This window comes from Nannocystis pusilla (genome assembly GCF_026626665.1).
Taxonomy (GTDB): Bacteria; Myxococcota_A; Polyangia; order Nannocystales; family Nannocystaceae; genus Nannocystis; species Nannocystis pusilla.
Map to the genome: position 1 here is coordinate 3,823,585 of NZ_JAPNKE010000002.1, position 13,971 is coordinate 3,837,555.

General features: G+C 71.9%; 14 protein-coding genes and 1 pseudogene. 7 read left to right on the forward strand and 8 right to left on the reverse strand.

Translation table 11 applies throughout. The features are described 5' to 3' along the window. Positions 1 to 211: 211 nt before the first annotated feature. The 3 genes from OV079_RS16775 to OV079_RS16785 all read left to right on the forward strand — a co-directional run bounded on the left by OV079_RS16775 (position 212) and on the right by OV079_RS16785 (position 3,161). Positions 212 to 1,558 carry a serine/threonine-protein kinase gene (locus OV079_RS16775; RefSeq protein WP_267769770.1) on the forward strand — a complete coding sequence of 449 codons (1,347 nt, stop codon included), beginning with the start codon at positions 212 to 214 and terminating at the stop codon, positions 1,556 to 1,558. 57 nt (positions 1,559 to 1,615) lie between these two features. Further along, positions 1,616 to 2,245: a DUF6250 domain-containing protein gene (locus OV079_RS16780; protein ID WP_267769771.1), complete on the forward strand. Its 630-nt coding sequence runs from the start codon at positions 1,616 to 1,618 to the stop codon at positions 2,243 to 2,245. A 589-nt stretch (positions 2,246 to 2,834) separates the two neighbouring features. After that, positions 2,835 to 3,161 (forward strand): hypothetical protein, encoded by a 327-nt coding sequence (locus OV079_RS16785; protein WP_267769772.1) that lies wholly within the window; start codon positions 2,835 to 2,837, stop codon positions 3,159 to 3,161. An 89-nt stretch (positions 3,162 to 3,250) separates the two neighbouring features. On the opposite strand, the gene OV079_RS16790 is transcribed toward OV079_RS16785, so the two are convergent. From OV079_RS16790 to OV079_RS16805, 4 genes are all read right to left on the reverse strand, one after another. Next, entirely contained in the window at positions 3,251 to 3,520 is a 270-nt protein-coding gene (locus OV079_RS16790; protein ID WP_267769774.1) for a UBP-type zinc finger domain-containing protein, read from the reverse strand. A gap of 20 nt (positions 3,521 to 3,540) precedes the next feature. Further along, positions 3,541 to 5,208 carry an FAD-dependent oxidoreductase gene (locus OV079_RS16795; protein WP_267769775.1) on the reverse strand — a complete coding sequence of 556 codons (1,668 nt, stop codon included), beginning with the start codon at positions 5,206 to 5,208 and terminating at the stop codon, positions 3,541 to 3,543. A gap of 214 nt (positions 5,209 to 5,422) precedes the next feature. Further along, the gene (locus OV079_RS16800; RefSeq protein ID WP_267768255.1) at positions 5,423 to 5,746 is read right to left on the reverse strand and encodes a hypothetical protein; all 324 of its coding nucleotides are present in this window, start codon (positions 5,744 to 5,746) and stop codon (positions 5,423 to 5,425) included. Then, a complete protein-coding gene (locus tag OV079_RS16805; RefSeq protein ID WP_267769327.1) occupies positions 5,743 to 6,849 on the reverse strand; it encodes an IS630 family transposase in 1,107 nt (368 codons plus the stop codon). Before OV079_RS16805 ends, OV079_RS16800 begins: the two co-directional genes overlap by 4 nt. Positions 6,850 to 6,991: 142 nt before the next feature. Between OV079_RS16805 and OV079_RS16810 the strand changes: the two genes are divergently transcribed. The 3 genes from OV079_RS16810 (at position 6,992) to OV079_RS16820 (ending at position 9,247) form a co-directional block, all read left to right on the forward strand. Further along, positions 6,992 to 7,831, forward strand: a complete 840-nt coding sequence (locus OV079_RS16810; protein ID WP_267769776.1) for a metallophosphoesterase family protein — start codon at positions 6,992 to 6,994, stop codon at positions 7,829 to 7,831. A gap of 85 nt (positions 7,832 to 7,916) precedes the next feature. Continuing rightward, a complete protein-coding gene (locus OV079_RS16815; RefSeq protein WP_267708383.1) occupies positions 7,917 to 8,330 on the forward strand; it encodes a hypothetical protein in 414 nt (137 codons plus the stop codon). Between the two features lie 185 nt (positions 8,331 to 8,515). Continuing rightward, entirely contained in the window at positions 8,516 to 9,247 is a 732-nt protein-coding gene (locus OV079_RS16820) for a TylF/MycF/NovP-related O-methyltransferase (RefSeq protein ID WP_267769777.1), read from the forward strand. Between the two features lie 85 nt (positions 9,248 to 9,332). Here OV079_RS16820 and OV079_RS58045 read toward each other — a convergent pair whose 3' ends face one another. The 4 genes and pseudogenes from OV079_RS58045 to OV079_RS16835 form a co-directional block, all read right to left on the reverse strand. Beyond that, positions 9,333 to 9,545, reverse strand: coding sequence for an amphi-Trp domain-containing protein (locus OV079_RS58045; protein ID WP_420829413.1), 213 nt, complete (start codon positions 9,543 to 9,545; stop codon positions 9,333 to 9,335). A gap of 140 nt (positions 9,546 to 9,685) precedes the next feature. Next, positions 9,686 to 10,925 (reverse strand): annotated as a pseudogene (locus tag OV079_RS16825) (cytochrome P450 family protein). Between the two features lie 31 nt (positions 10,926 to 10,956). Continuing rightward, a complete protein-coding gene (locus OV079_RS16830) occupies positions 10,957 to 11,670 on the reverse strand; it encodes a siderophore-interacting protein (protein ID WP_267769779.1) in 714 nt (237 codons plus the stop codon). Between the two features lie 340 nt (positions 11,671 to 12,010). After that, a complete protein-coding gene (locus OV079_RS16835; RefSeq protein WP_267769780.1) occupies positions 12,011 to 12,343 on the reverse strand; it encodes a hypothetical protein in 333 nt (110 codons plus the stop codon). Between the two features lie 524 nt (positions 12,344 to 12,867). Between OV079_RS16835 and OV079_RS16840 the strand changes: the two genes are divergently transcribed. Then, the gene (locus tag OV079_RS16840) at positions 12,868 to 13,857 is read left to right on the forward strand and encodes a CE1 family esterase (RefSeq protein WP_267769781.1); all 990 of its coding nucleotides are present in this window, start codon (positions 12,868 to 12,870) and stop codon (positions 13,855 to 13,857) included. The last annotated feature ends 114 nt before the right edge of the window (positions 13,858 to 13,971 follow it).

The window sequence follows — 13,971 nt, forward strand, 5'->3', positions numbered from 1 at the left end:
ACCCTTCGGACCTGCCCCCCGAGACCTGTCCTTTCAGACCTTCCCTTTCGCGCCTGTCCCCTCGGACCTGTCCCTTCGCACCTGTCCTCTCGGCCTTTCCTCGACCTCCCGGCACTGCTCGCCCGCCTCTCTCTCCGCCCTCTCTCCGCCCTCGCGCTCATCCTCCGAATCGTCTCTCCGCCCTCGCGCCTCACCTGTCTCTTCGACCATCATGCCGATCGAGCCCCTCCGCGGCGACATCCGCGCCGATCCAGCCCTCGACCACCAGCTGCGGGCCGTCCTCGCGCGCCTCTCCGAGGGGGCCGAGCTGCCGCGCGAGCTGCCGGGCATCGCCGCCCTCGCGCGCCGGCTCGTCGAGGGCGCCCCGGCCCCCGAGATCGATCGTCAGCTGCGTGACCTCAGCCACGCCGGCTACGTCCGCGGCGCGCTCGTCAGCCTCGCCGCCCACCTGCGCCTGCGCCCGCGGCCTGACCTCGTCCTCGTCCTCGCGCGCGAGCTGTGCGACGCCCTCGCGCCCGACCTCGGCGTCGAGCTCGCGCGCGCCGCTCTCGCCTTGCCCGAGGTCGAGGACAGCCGCTGGCAGCCGACCGGCGCCTACGCGGCCGCCAACCTGCTCCTCGGCGACACCCTCCTCGACCGCGGCGACCCGCTCGGCGCCCTGCGTCACTTCGAGGCCCTGCTCGCCGTCGACATCGACCACGCCCGCGCCCTGCGCGGCTGGAGCACCGCCCAGCGCCGCCTCGGTCGCGGGGGCGCCCACGCCAGCCGCGGCCTCGCCCTCCTCGAGGGTCTCGACGCCACCGAGCTCGTCGCCGGCCTCGGCGTCGACCGCTACGAGCTCGGCCGCCCGCTCGGTCGCGGTCGCCACGCCGTCGTCTATCAGGCCTTCGACCGCCGCGTCGGCCGCGACGTCGCCATCAAGCGCCTCGTCGCCGAGGGCAGCGACGGCCGGCTCGTCAGCGCCCGCTTCTTCGCCGAGGCCCGCACCCTCGCGCGCGTCCGCAGCCCGCACGTCATCGCCCTCCTCGACGTCCAGCCCGCGCACCGCTTCGTCGCGCTCGGCCTGTGCCGCGGCGGCAACCTGCGCGTCGCCGTGCGCAAGCGCCTGCTCGGCCCCGCCGACCTCCCGCGGGTCGGCGCCCAGATCGTCAGCGCCCTGCGGGCCGTGCACGCCGCCGGCGCCGTCCACCGCGACATCAAGCCGGCCAACATCCTCGTCCGCGAGGCCCGCGAAGGCTCGCCCGTCGCCCTCGCCGACTTCGGCCTCGCCCTCGCCGACCCGCGCTCCGGCAGCGGCCACGCCGGCACCCTCCGCTACCTCGCCCCCGAGCTGCGCAGCCCCGGCCCGGCCGCCCGCGCCACCCCGGCCTCCGACCTCTTCAGCGCCGGCGTCGTCCTGCTCGAGCTCGCCCTCCACCCGCAACCGCTCCCCGCCGTGTTCGACCAGATCGGCGCCGCCGCCTTCGACCCCGAAGAACATGTCCCGAAGGACCTGCCCGAAGGCTGGACCGACCGCCTCGTCCGCATGCTCGGCCCCGACCCCGCCGCCCGCGGCTGACGTGGCCCTTCGCACATGTCCTCTCCGACCTTTCCCTTCGGACCTGTCCCTCGCACCATGCGCCGCCTCGCCCCGCTCCTCGCGCTCCTCCTCGCCTGCGAGGAGCTGCCGCGCACCTACAGCAGCGCCGGCCCGGCCCAGCTGCTGTTCGCCGACCGCTTCGACGGCCCCGAGCTCGGCCCCTCGTGGAAATCGACCGGCCCGGGCGCGCGCCTCGAGAGCGGCGAGCTCGTCACCGAGGGCCTGCGCAACCACCCCCTGTGGCTGACCCTGCCGCTGCCTGACAACGTGCGCGTCGAGTTCGACGCCCGCGCCGCCACCGACGAGGGCGACATCAAGGTCGAGCTCGCGGGCGACGGCAAGAGCTTCGCGCGCAGCGCCAGCTACACCGCCACCGGCTACGTCGTCATCTTCGGCGGCTGGAACAACACCACCAGCGCGATCGTCCGCCGCGACGAGCACGGCGGCGAACGCAAGACCACCCAGTCGCTCAAGGTCGAGGCCGGCAAGCGCTACCACTTCGCCATCACCCGCCGCGACGGCGCGATCCGGTGGGAGCTCGACGGTCAGGAGGTCCTCGCCTACGACGACCCCGAGCCGCTGACCGGCCCCGCCCAGCGCCACTTCGCCTTCGGCGGCTGGGAGGCCCGCGTCGCCTTCGACAACCTCGAGGTGTTCGCGCTGTGAACGGCCCGGCCTTCACTTCGGGACGTGAAGCACCGAGCCGGCGCGACGACGACCCAGGCTCCGCCCATCACAGTCGCCAGCCGACCTCACCGCGGACGGCGACGTCCCCGAGTCAGCGCGTCGAGGCGCCAGGCAGTCACTCGATGGGAGCGCAGGGACATCACCGCGTCGGATCCAAGCGCCGCCATTGGACCGCGAGCGACCACGCCCGGCCTCGCGGCTCCGGAACTCCGACCGATCACCGCTGTCCGGTCCACATGCGTCCTCCTCGCGCGCTCGTTGCCCTGTTCGTGACTTTCTCGGCTTGTCTCACCGCGGTCGGGTGTACGCCGGCGAGCGAATCGACGCCCACGCCGACGCCCCCCGCCCGACCGGCGCCACCTCCGAGACCGCGCCGGCGCCCCCCGAATCCGCCCGACCTCCCGACGCCGTCGAACCAGTGCCTCCCGACACCGTCGAACCAGTGCCTCCCGACGCCGTCGATGCCACACCGACGCCCCCCGACGGCGAGCCGTCGCCCCCCGCCCTCCTCCCGCCAGATGAGCCCGCACCGGCGAGCGCGGCGCCCGAACCTTCGAAGGAGCTCACGGTGCTCGCCCGGCTCGTCGATCGCAAAAGCGCCCCGGGTTGTGGCGACCTGCACATCAAGCTCGTGATGCGCTACGAGGTCCTCGAAGTGATCGAGGGGACCTATACCGAGCGCGACCTGTACGTCGCGCACAGCTGCCCGGAGATGGGCGCGGACCCCTGCCGGAAACTGCCGGGCGAGGGCCTGCGCCGCTTCAAAGCCGGCGATGTCCACCGAATGCGCGTACATCGGCCCAGGTGGGGCTCGTACCTCGACCTCTACGCCGACAAGCGACTGCCGCGATACTACGCCCGCTGCGCCAACCTCGTCTCGCCCGAAGCGCCGTGATCGCGCGGCGCGACGGCCCGCCCCTCACGCTCGCGCGGAGCAGCCCGCCGACCGCAGCCGGCCTCGCGCCATCGCCGAAGCCCCGCCGCTCACCCTGCTTCGAAGCCGACCTCGTCGACGTAGCACCAGAACCACCGCTCGCCCGGCTCGAGCGAGCGGACGATCGCGTGCTGCGTCTCGTGGAAGTGCGCCGTCGCGTGCTTGTTCTTCGACGAGTCGCAGCAGCCGACCTTGCCGCACGTCATGCACAGCCGCAGGTGGACCCATTCGTCGCCGAGCTTCAGGCACTCCTCGCAGCCGCGGGTGTGCGGGCGGACGTCGTGGATCTGGTCGAGGTGGTCACAAATCTCTTTCGCCATGACAGCTCCCTTGCTGGTCCTCACTCGGCCAGCGCGCGGTGGATCATCTGCACGCAGATCGAGCCCTCGCCGACGGCCGAGGCCACGCGCTTCACGTTGCCCGAGCGGACATCGCCGACCGCGAACACGTTGGGCAGGCTCGTCTCGAGCAGGTACGGCGCGCGTCGCCACGGCCGCTGGGCCAGCTCTGCCGGCGTCAGGTCGGGGCCCGTCTTGACGAAGCCGGCCGGGTCGAGCGCCACGCAGCCCTCGAGCCAGCCCGTGTTCGGGCGCGCCCCGGCCATCGAGAACACGTGGCGGATCGGCCGCGTCTCGCTCGATCCGTCCTTGCGGTTGACCCACCGGACCTGCTCGAGGCTCGTCTCGCCGAACATCTCCACGATCTCCGTGTACGGTCGCAGCGTGATCTTCTGGTGCTCCTCGATGCGGCGGATCAGGTAGCGCGACATGCTGTCGGCCAGCCCGCTCGCGCGCACCAGGATGTGCACGTGGCGCACCGACTCGGCCAGGAACACCGCCGCCTGCCCGGCCGAGTTGCCGCCGCCGACCACGATCACCTCCTCGCCCGAGCACAGCTGCGCCTCCATCTGCGTCGCCCCGTAGTAGACCCCGTCGCCTTCGAAGCGGTGCAGGTCGGGCACCCCGAGCCGGCGGTACTCCGCGCCCGTGGCGAGGATGATCGAGCGCGCCTGCACCGAGCCTTGCGCCCCGAGCTCGACCACGTACGGCGTGCGCGAGCAGTCGAGCCGGACCGCCGCCATCGCCACCGCCACGTGGGCCCCGAACTTCTGCGCCTGCGTCAGCGCGCGGCCGGCCAGCGCCTGTCCCGAGATACCTGTCGGAAAGCCCAGGTAGTTCTCGATCTTCGACGACGAGCCCGCCTGCCCGCCCGGCGCGTTGCGCTCGATCACCAGCACGTCGAGCCCCTCCGACGCCGCGTAGACCGCCGCCGCCAGCCCCGCCGGCCCCGCGCCGATCACCACCACGTCGCGCAGCACGCTGCGGTCGACGTCGGCGTTGAAGCCGAGGCAGCGGGCGACCTCCTCCGTGGTCGGGTTGCGCAGCACCATGTTGCCGCGGCAGATGATCACCGGCACCTCGTCGACCCCGACCTGGAACTGCTCGAGCAGCCCGGCGACGTCGGCGTCGCGCTCGACGTCGATGTACGAGAACGGGTGGCCGTTGCGGGTCAAGAACTCCTTCAGGCGCAGCGTCGCCGGCGAGTGGACCGAGCCGACCAGGACCGCGTCGCTCGCGTTGTGGGCGATCAGGCTGACGCGGCGGAGGATGAACGCGCGCATCAGCAGCTCGCCGACCTCGGCCTCGACCTGGACGATGTGGCGCAGCCCCTCGCGGTCGACCTCCAGCAGCTCGCCCGGCTCGCCGACCCGCGCGCGCACCAGGCTCGGGCGGCCGCTCAGCATGTTGATCTCGCCGGTGAACTGCCCCGGCTCGTGGATCACCACCGGGTGCTCGACCCCGTCGAAGCCCGGCTGCACCACCTCGAGCGTGCCCGAGAGGACCACGAAGAAGTTGGTGCCGACCTCGCCGTGTTCGAACACGATCTCGCCGGCCCGCGTCGGGCGGCGGCGGCCGTAGCGGCACAGCCGGGACTGCTGCGCCGGCGTGAGCCGCGGGAAGGTCGCCTCGCGTCGCTGGGCCGACGGATCGTTCGGGAGGGTCGTCATGCGCCGCGCAGTCTACCGCGAACGCGCGGGCTCGCCCGGGCCGCGCGCGATCGTTGCACCCGCACGCCGGACCCGACCTTGGTCGGGTTCGGGCGCCCGGCCCGCGCTCGGGCCCCGGCCGCACCCGCGGACCTCGCAGGCGGAGCGCTGCCCCCTGATTGAAAGCCCGCCCTCACCGCACTAGTACAGCCGCCCCGAAGTTCTTCGAGGGTTGTTAGGCCTGAGGCGTGAGGACCCACCCGAAGTCCGCGACGAGCGCCTCGAGCAGTGCGTCGCGGGGGGCGCGGAGGGGAGTCGGTTGCCAGCGGCCCGTGTGGGTGGCCATCTCAAGCTGCCAGATCTGGCCGGCCACGCGGCGCAGGCGAGCGTGCGGGATAGGGTCGTTTGAGGGACCGGACTCGAGGGTGATGAGCGCCCCGCGGTGGCGGACGCGGATGTGCGCGAGGTTTGGACGACGGCGAAAGAACTGTTCGACGGCGCGAAGGTCGTCGTCCGTGTCGGGGACGGCGCGGCGGGCGGTGGTTCGAGGGCGGCTCATGAGGCGAGTCGCCGCTCATTCTGGACGAAGTGGCCGCGGAAGGTCCAGTTGAACGGGTGGGCCTCCTTGCGGTTCCAGTGCCGGATGAAGCCCCTCACGGCGCGAAGCAACGCGTCGGCGTCGGGGAAGTCGGCGTGGCGCAGGACGCGACGCTGGAGCAGCGAGAACCAGATCTCGATCTGGTTGACCCACGACGCGTGCAGCGGCGTGTAGACGAAGTGGAACCGGCCGCCGTGACGCTTGTTGAAGCGGGCCCAGCGCTCCTCTCGACCATCGTAGTGGATGTTGAGGTTGTCCCAGACGACGTACACGTCGCCGGTCGGGTACTTGCGCGCCAGGCCCTCCATGAATGCGACGAGGTCCTTGGCTTCGCGCCCTGCCTTGCACTCGCCGAACAGCTCGCCGGTGCGAACATCGAAGGCGCCGAACAGGCACCACGTACCACGTCGGATGTACTCGAACTCGAAGCGACCGGCCCGTCCAGGGGCCGGAAGCTTGGTCGGAAACCGGCGTCCGAGTGCTTGCATGCCGGTCTTCTCGTCGACGCAGATGACATGAGCCTCGTCCGGCGGGTGATGATAGAGGTCGCAGATATGCTGTACTTTGGGACAGAACTCAGGATCGGGGCTGTGCAGCCACAACCTCATCTTGTGAGGTCTGAAGTCCTCGTTGCGGAGGATCCTGCCCACCTCGGACACGCTGAGCTTCACGCCCGTCTCGCGCAGCAGCACCTTCGCCAGGGCCCCGTAGGTCCACGTGGTCTGGTGCTTGACACCGTGGTTTTCCGGCTTGTCGCATGCGAGCTTGATGAGCTCGCACCGCGTTGCCGCGGAGACCCGCGCTGGACGGCCGCTGCGCGGCAGATCTGCGAGCGTGCTCACCCGGCCGTCCTCGGCGAAGCGCTGGCGCCACTGCCTCACGGTGTCGACGTGGCAGCCCACTCGCCGAGCAATCTCGGCGTTCGGGAGCCCTTGGGCCGCCAGCAGCACGATCCTGGCTCGCTGAACCAGGCGCGCCTCGATGCAACGACTCCGCGCCAGCGCCTCCAGCTCCTTGCGGACGGACGGCGCCAGGCGGAGTCGCTGCGCTCTCGGTCCCGGCACACCAATGAGATCGTTTTCGCGCGCTCTCTATTTCAAGGCCTACGGCCCCTTCAGCGATGGATCCAGGTGGATCCATGAACCGCCGCCGTCGATAAACCCCTGGAGAACTTCGGAGCGGCTGTACTAGCCTGCCGACGCCGGCATGAAGCTCTGGGCCCTCAGCGATCTCCACGTCGGTCACCGCCGCAACCGCGAGCTCCTCGAGAACCTGTCCCCGCGGCCAGATGATTGGCTCATCGTCGGCGGCGACGTCGGCGAGACCGGCGATCACATGCAGTGGACCTTCGACCTGCTGCAGCCGCGCTTCGCCAGGCTCTTGTGGGTGCCCGGCAACCACGAGCTGTGGACCACCGAGGAGCGGGGCGTCCGCCTCGGCGGCGCCGACAAGCTGGCCGCAATGTGCGAGCTGTGCCGCGGCCGCGGCGTCGTCAGCGTCGACGATCCGTGGCCGGTGTGGCCCGGCGACGGAGGCCCGCACACCCTCGCGCTGCTCGCCCTCCTCTACGACTACACCTTCGCCCCCCGCGGCATGGATCGGGCCGCCGCGATCGCCTGGGCCGCCGACGACGGCGTCCTCGCCGCCGACGAGGCGCGCCTCGATCCGCACCCGTTCGCCGACATCGTCGCCTGGTCCGCCGAGCGCGTGCGCACCGCCGCGGCGCGCCTCGAGCTCGCGCGGGCGCACCCGACGGTCCTCGTCAACCACTGGCCGCTGCGCGACGACCTCATCTTCATCCCGCGCGTGCCGCGGTACCGCCCGTGGTGCGGCACGCGAGCGACGGACGACTGGCACCGCCGCTACGGCGCGCGCGTGGTCGTCAGCGGCCACCTGCACACGCGGCGCACCGACTGGATCGACGGCGTGCGCTTCGAGGAGGTCTCGCTCGGGTATCCGCGCGAGCAACGGCCCGGCATGCTCGCCGACGCCTATCTGCGCCAGATCTTGCCCGAGCCGACGGCTTGCACTACCGAGCAGCGCTGAACCGTCGCACGCGTATGAGCGCCCGCATCCTCTCGCTTCCCTGCGAGCGTTGCCGCGGCCGCGCGGCGCGAGGTATCCTGCGCGCATGAGCCAGGCGGAGGTCTACGCCGAGTTCCTGCGCGCCGAGGGCTTCCGGCCCGTCGTCGACGACGCCGGCGACCTCGTGTTCAAGTGCGAGGGCCGCTACTACTGCGTCACCGTCGACGACGACGACCCGCTGTACTTTCGCCTCGTGTTCCCCAACTTCTGGGGCCTCGAGAGCGAGGCGGAGCGCCACTGGGCGCGGATCGCCGCCGCCGAGGTGACCGCCGAGTTCAAGGTCGTCAAGGTCTACCCGCAGCACGACGACATGCAGGCCGCCACCGAGCTGTTCCTCGCCGCCGAGGGCGACTTCCGCCTCGTGTTCGAGCGCTGCATCGCCGCCCTCCAGGGCGCGGTCCGCCGCTTCTGCGAGCTGATGGAGCGCGGCCCGAGGCTGCGCCTGGTCGAAGAGACATAACGCATCCCTCGCCGCGCACGGCGCCCTCGACCACGCCCCACGCTGCCGCCCACGAAGCGCTCGCGCCGACCCGGCGCCCCGCCGAGGCCGCTCGCGCCGCGCGAGCAGGGAGGGTGTTCTTCGCCTCGCGCCCGCCCGCGACCTCGCGCGCCTCGCCGCTCGTCCTGGTACCCTCGGCGCCACCCGTGACGCTCTTCGACCGCCTCCGCCGCCTCCGCGACGACCGCCGCTGGCGCCAGCAGTACCCCGACTTCGAACCTGGCTTTCGGGCCATCCACGACCGCGCCCGGCCGTACACCATGACCTCGACCGAGCGGATGTACGCGCTGTACCAGGCCGTGCGTCACGTCCACCGCGCCGGCATCGGCGGCGCCTTCGTCGAGTGCGGCGTGTGGAAGGGCGGCAGCGCCATGGTCGCCGCCCTCACCTTCCAGGAGCTCGGCGACCGCGACCGCGACCTCTTCCTCTACGACACCTACGAGGGCATGAGCGAGCCGACCGCGCGCGACGTCTCGTTCAAGGACCAGGCCCCGCTCGGCCAGTGGGACAAGATCAAGGGCACCGACCACAAGGTCTTCTGCGCCAACAGCCTCGCCGACGCCACCGCCAGCCTCGGCACCACCGGCTACCCGCGCGAGCACGTTCACTTCGTCATGGGCAAGGTCGAGGACACCATCCCGAACACCCTGCCCCACGCGATCGCCATCCTCCGCCTCGACACCGACTGGTACGAGTCCACCCGCCACGAGCTCGTCCACCTCTACCCCCGCCTCGCCCGCGGCGGCGTCCTCATCGTCGACGACTACGGCCACTGGCGCGGCGCTCGCGAGGCCGTCGACGGCTACTTCGCCGAGCACGGCGGCGCCCCGCTGCTGCACCGCATCGACTACACCGGCCGGATCGCCGTCAAGCCGTAGCTGCCTCTCGGGGCATGTCCCCGAAGACATGCCGCGGAGGCCATGTCCTCACGGGCATGCCCTCTCGGCCAGCTAGCGCTCGCCGTCACCGCCGCCAGCGCAGCTGGAGCTCGAGCTCTTCCTCGTCGCCGGCCACCTCGTGCTCGATCGACAGCGCCGCGTCGCGCGGCACGTTGAAGCGCGCCCCTGCGACCTGGATCCGGAACGCCTCGCCGCGCTCGATCGCGTCGGCCAGGCGGCGCAGGGTCTCGACGAAGGTCTCGGGGCTGCAGTTGCGTTCGACGTCGCGGTCGGCCATCCCCGCCACCCTAGACCATCTCGCGGCCCGCGGTCCCCGCAGTCGCGTACACCCTGGCGATCCCCGGCCGACGAATCGCGGCTCACCGTTCTCTGCTCGGCCGTCGCCACCCGCCGCGCTCGCCCGCTCCTCGTCCGCCGTCAATCGACGCGCACCGGCAGCGCCTCGAGCCCGCGCAGCACCGTCGTCTTGCGCCACCGCAGCTGCTCGCGCGGCACCGCCAGGCGCAGCCGCGGGAACCGCGAGACCAGCGTCTCCAGCGCGATCCGCCCCTCCAGCCGGGCCAGCGGCGCCCCCACGCAGTAGTGGACCCCGTGGCCGAACGCCACGTGGCGGTTGGGCGCGCGCTGCAGGTCGAGCGCGTCGGCGCGGGGGAACGCCTCCTCGTCGCGGTTGGCCGAGCCGATCAGGGCGGTCACGCGGGCCCCGCGGGGGATCGTCCGCCCGTGCAGCGTGATGTCTTCGCGGGCGAACCGCGGGCTCGGCATCTGCACCGGGTTGGTGAAGCGCAGCAGCTCCTCGACCGCCGCCGCCGCCAGCTCCGGCTGCGCGCAGCAGCGCCAGCTGCTCCGGGTGCTCGAGCAGCGCCAGCGTCCCGTTGCCGATCAGGTTCACCGTCGTCTCGTGGCCGGCCAGCAGCAGCACGAACAGCATCGCGGTCAGCTCCGCGTCGCTGAGCTTGTCGTCCTTCTCGCGCGCCTCGATCAGCGCCGACGTCAGGTCCTCGCGCGGCGCCAGCTTGTGCGCCGCCACCAGCTTGCTGAAGAAGCGCGCCAGCTGGACCATGTCGGGCAGCTGCTTGAGCACGTTCATCGGCGACGGGTCCCCGCCCTCGAGGATCCCCGCGATCCACCCGTGGAAGCGCAGGCGATCGCGGTCGTCGGGCACCCCCATCATCTCCGAGATGATCGTCAGCGGCAGCGGCAGCGCGAAGTCGGCGATCAGGTCGAACTGCCCGCGGCTCGCCGCGCGGGCCAGCAGCTCGTCGACCAGGTCCTCGACGCGGCGGGTCAGGTTCTCGATCATGCGCGGCGTGAACGCCTTGTGGACCAGCCCGCGCAGCCGGCGGTGGCCCTCGTCGTCCTGGCTCAGCATCGTCTCGCCGAACGCGCGCATGATCTTCGGCACGTACCAGCGATCCATGTCCGACTTGCCGGTCGCGCTGCGTTGATTGCAGCCCAGCCGTGGGTCGCGGAGCGCCTCCTGCACGTCCGCGTACCGCGACACCGCCCACACCTCGCCGCCGAACCCGTCGACCGCCAGCGCCAGCGGCCGCTCGCGGCGCAGCCGCGCGTACGTCGGATACGGATCGGCGCGCATCTCCGGCGACCTCAGGTCGACCTCGATCTCGGACGGCTTCGCTCTCCACGGCAGGCGCATGACGGCTCCTCTCCTCGCAATCGCGCTCGTATCAATCGAGCCCGCGCTTGCCCGGCGACCAGTAGGCCTTCACCTTCTGCCGGGCGTGCGGCGCGGGGCTCGCCTTGAGCGCCGCGCGCAACGTCTGGATCGACTTGGCGTTCCCGCACAGCACCAGATCGGCGCCGGCGTGGCGAGCCAGCGCGGCCCGCAGCCCGCGCTCGACCGCCAGCAAGTGGTCCGGCCCGCGCGGCACCAGCGTCCGCGGCCCGACGTCGAGCGCCGCCAGCACCGCCTCCGCCTCGTCCGCGTGCGTCACCTCGAACACGAACGACAACGGCGCCTCCGGCCCGCGCAGCTCCCGGAGCGCCCGCGCCGCGGCGAACGACGTCTCGTCGCCGAACAGCACCACCGCCGGCGCCAGCGTCGAGAACGGCAGCGACCCCCGCGGCCCGAACACGCGCACGCGCTCGCCCGCCTGCGCCGCGCGGCCCCACTGCGCCCCCGGCTCCTCGCCGTGCAGATACACCAGCAGCGACACCGCCCCGCGCTCGCGGTCCGCCGCGAACGGCGTGTACGTGCGCGGCCCCGTGCCGGGGATCATCACCTGCACCTTGTCGCCCGCGCCGTGGGCCTCGCGCAGGTCCTCGCCGGTCAGCTCGATGCGGCGGAAGTGCGGCGACACCTCGCGCACCGCGGTGATCGTCCATTCGTGGAAGAACAACCTGGCGACCGCGTCGCCGAGCATCGCCTTCACCGACGCCATGACTCACGTCCTCCCGGCCCGCGACGGCCTGACGTCGACCCGCCCTCGCGCGGAGCTTCCGGCGATTCGTGGCGAAGGGCGACATCACAGCAAACTCGCAACGGCGAGTTGCAATATGAAAGACCGGCCCGGCCGACGCAATCGAACTTTCCGCACGCCCCTCGGGCGCTTGCTCGACCCGGGCGCACCGCCGCAGCGCGTCGGAGGGTGCATCGACGCATCTCGGTCCGGCGGACCCCGACCGGGATTCGCAGGCAGGCCGCGAGGTGGGCCGAGAGGCGGGCCGAGAGCACAGGTCTGCCCTCGGCACGTGATGCCCTCGGCGACCTCTCTTACCGCGCTAGTTGATCCGGATCCTGGATACCTTGCCGTCCAGACCGTTATTCCGGATGAAGGCGACCATCACGGTGTCATCCTCGTACGAGCGCTCGAGCGTATTGACGGTGTACTCGGGGACCACCTGTTTCACCTGGATGATGCAGAAATCGTCGGTCGTCGCTCCGTTCGGATCGTCGTACAGTCGGATCTCCGCTCCCGCTCGCACACCGTACAGCTTGAGCGAGCGGATCTCGTCGTTCTGGACCGGCCGGAAGTCTTGACCCGGCGTATCCTCGACCGTCTGGATGAGGTTCTGCGTGCCATTGTTGCCCTCGTAAAACGCGATGATTCCCATGGCTCCTCGTTCTGGGCGTAATACGCCCGGCACGATGGGGCCTCATCGACATTCGCGTGTCAATCGGGAGAGGGTAAAGGTCGCCGACGCGCCGATCGATCACGCGCGCCTCGCCGAGCTCGCGCGCCAGAGGGCCTCGAAGTCCCGGGCGAGCGAGCTCGGCCGGTGTTTTGCGTCCGACGGTGCGCTGCACTCGGAAGCTCCGGCATGCTTCACCTCCGATTCGAGGTCACGGATGAACGCCAGGTCGGGGGTCACGTACGAATCGACATCGAGTTGCTGGCGACCGCGTGAATTCGGCGAAGCGCGAGCGGCGGGCGCCCTGGGTCCCGTCGGGCGATCCCGCTCGAGCTGCGCGACACACCCCTGGAGACCCACCTGACCTTTCAGCCAGCTCGCGCGAACTCTCTCCTCCGCGCCGCGCATGCGACAGGTTCGCGGCACCCATCCTGCGGTCCGGCGACCGCGCTCGCGCCCTGCGCGGCCCCATGGCGCCCGCCTCGGCCCTCGCGTTACCGTGCGCCATGCGCCACCGCCTCGCGCTCGCCGTCCTGCCCCTCCTCGCCTGCTCCACCGCCGCCGACGGCGGCGCCCTCACCGACCCCACCGCCACGGATGTCTCCGGGAACATGTCCCAGGGGACAGGAACCGAAGACCCGACGGCCCCCGTCCCGACCACCGCGCCGACCACCGGCGACGAGCCGCCCGTCACCACCGGCCTCACGCCCGGCACCACCACCGACGAGCCGCCCGTCACCACCAGCCCGCCCGCCGGGCCCTGCGGTCAGCCCCCGCCGTTCACCGGCGTCATGGCCCAGAAGATCGAGGCGGCCGGCATCGAGCGCGACTACGACCTCGTCATCCCCGCCGACTACGACCCCGACCACGCCTACCCGCTCGTGTTCGCCTGGCACGGCCGCGGCGGCAACGGCGAGCTCGCGCGCCTGTACTTCAAGGTCGAGGAGGCCGCGGCGGGCCAGGCGATCTTCATCTACCCCGACGGCCTCCCGCTCGCCGACATGGACAACCAGACCGGCTGGGACCTCGACCCCGCCAACGAAGACGTCGCCCTCTTCGACGCCATCCTCGCCGACGTCGGCGCGCGCCTGTGCATCGACGCCGGCCGCGTCTTCAGCACCGGCCACAGCTTCGGCGGCTACATGTCCAACACCCTCGGCTGCGCCCGCGGCGGCATCGTCCGCGCGATCGCCCCCGTCGCCGGCGGCGGCCCGTTCAGCGCCTGCACCGGCCAGGTCGCCGCCTGGCTCGCGCACGGCACCGGTGACACCACCGTCCCGCTCTCGCAAGGCGAGGGCGCGCGCGACCACTGGCTGTCCGCCAATTCGTGCGGCGACACGACCGCCGCGGTCGACCCGGCCCCGTGCGTCGCCTATGACGATTGCGAGTCCGGCTTCCCCGTGCATTGGTGCCAGCACGACGAGCCCGACCTCGGCGGCCACGGCTGGCCCGCGTGGGCCGGCCCCGCGATCTGGAGCTTCTTCGCCGCGCTGTGACGTCCCTGCCGCATCGCCGCCGCGCGCTGCGACGACGGGCCTCCATCGCCTCGTCGTCTCCCGCGCGTCGCGGTGCGCCGCGCAAATTGTCTAGATCTTGAGCTGCCAGGCGCG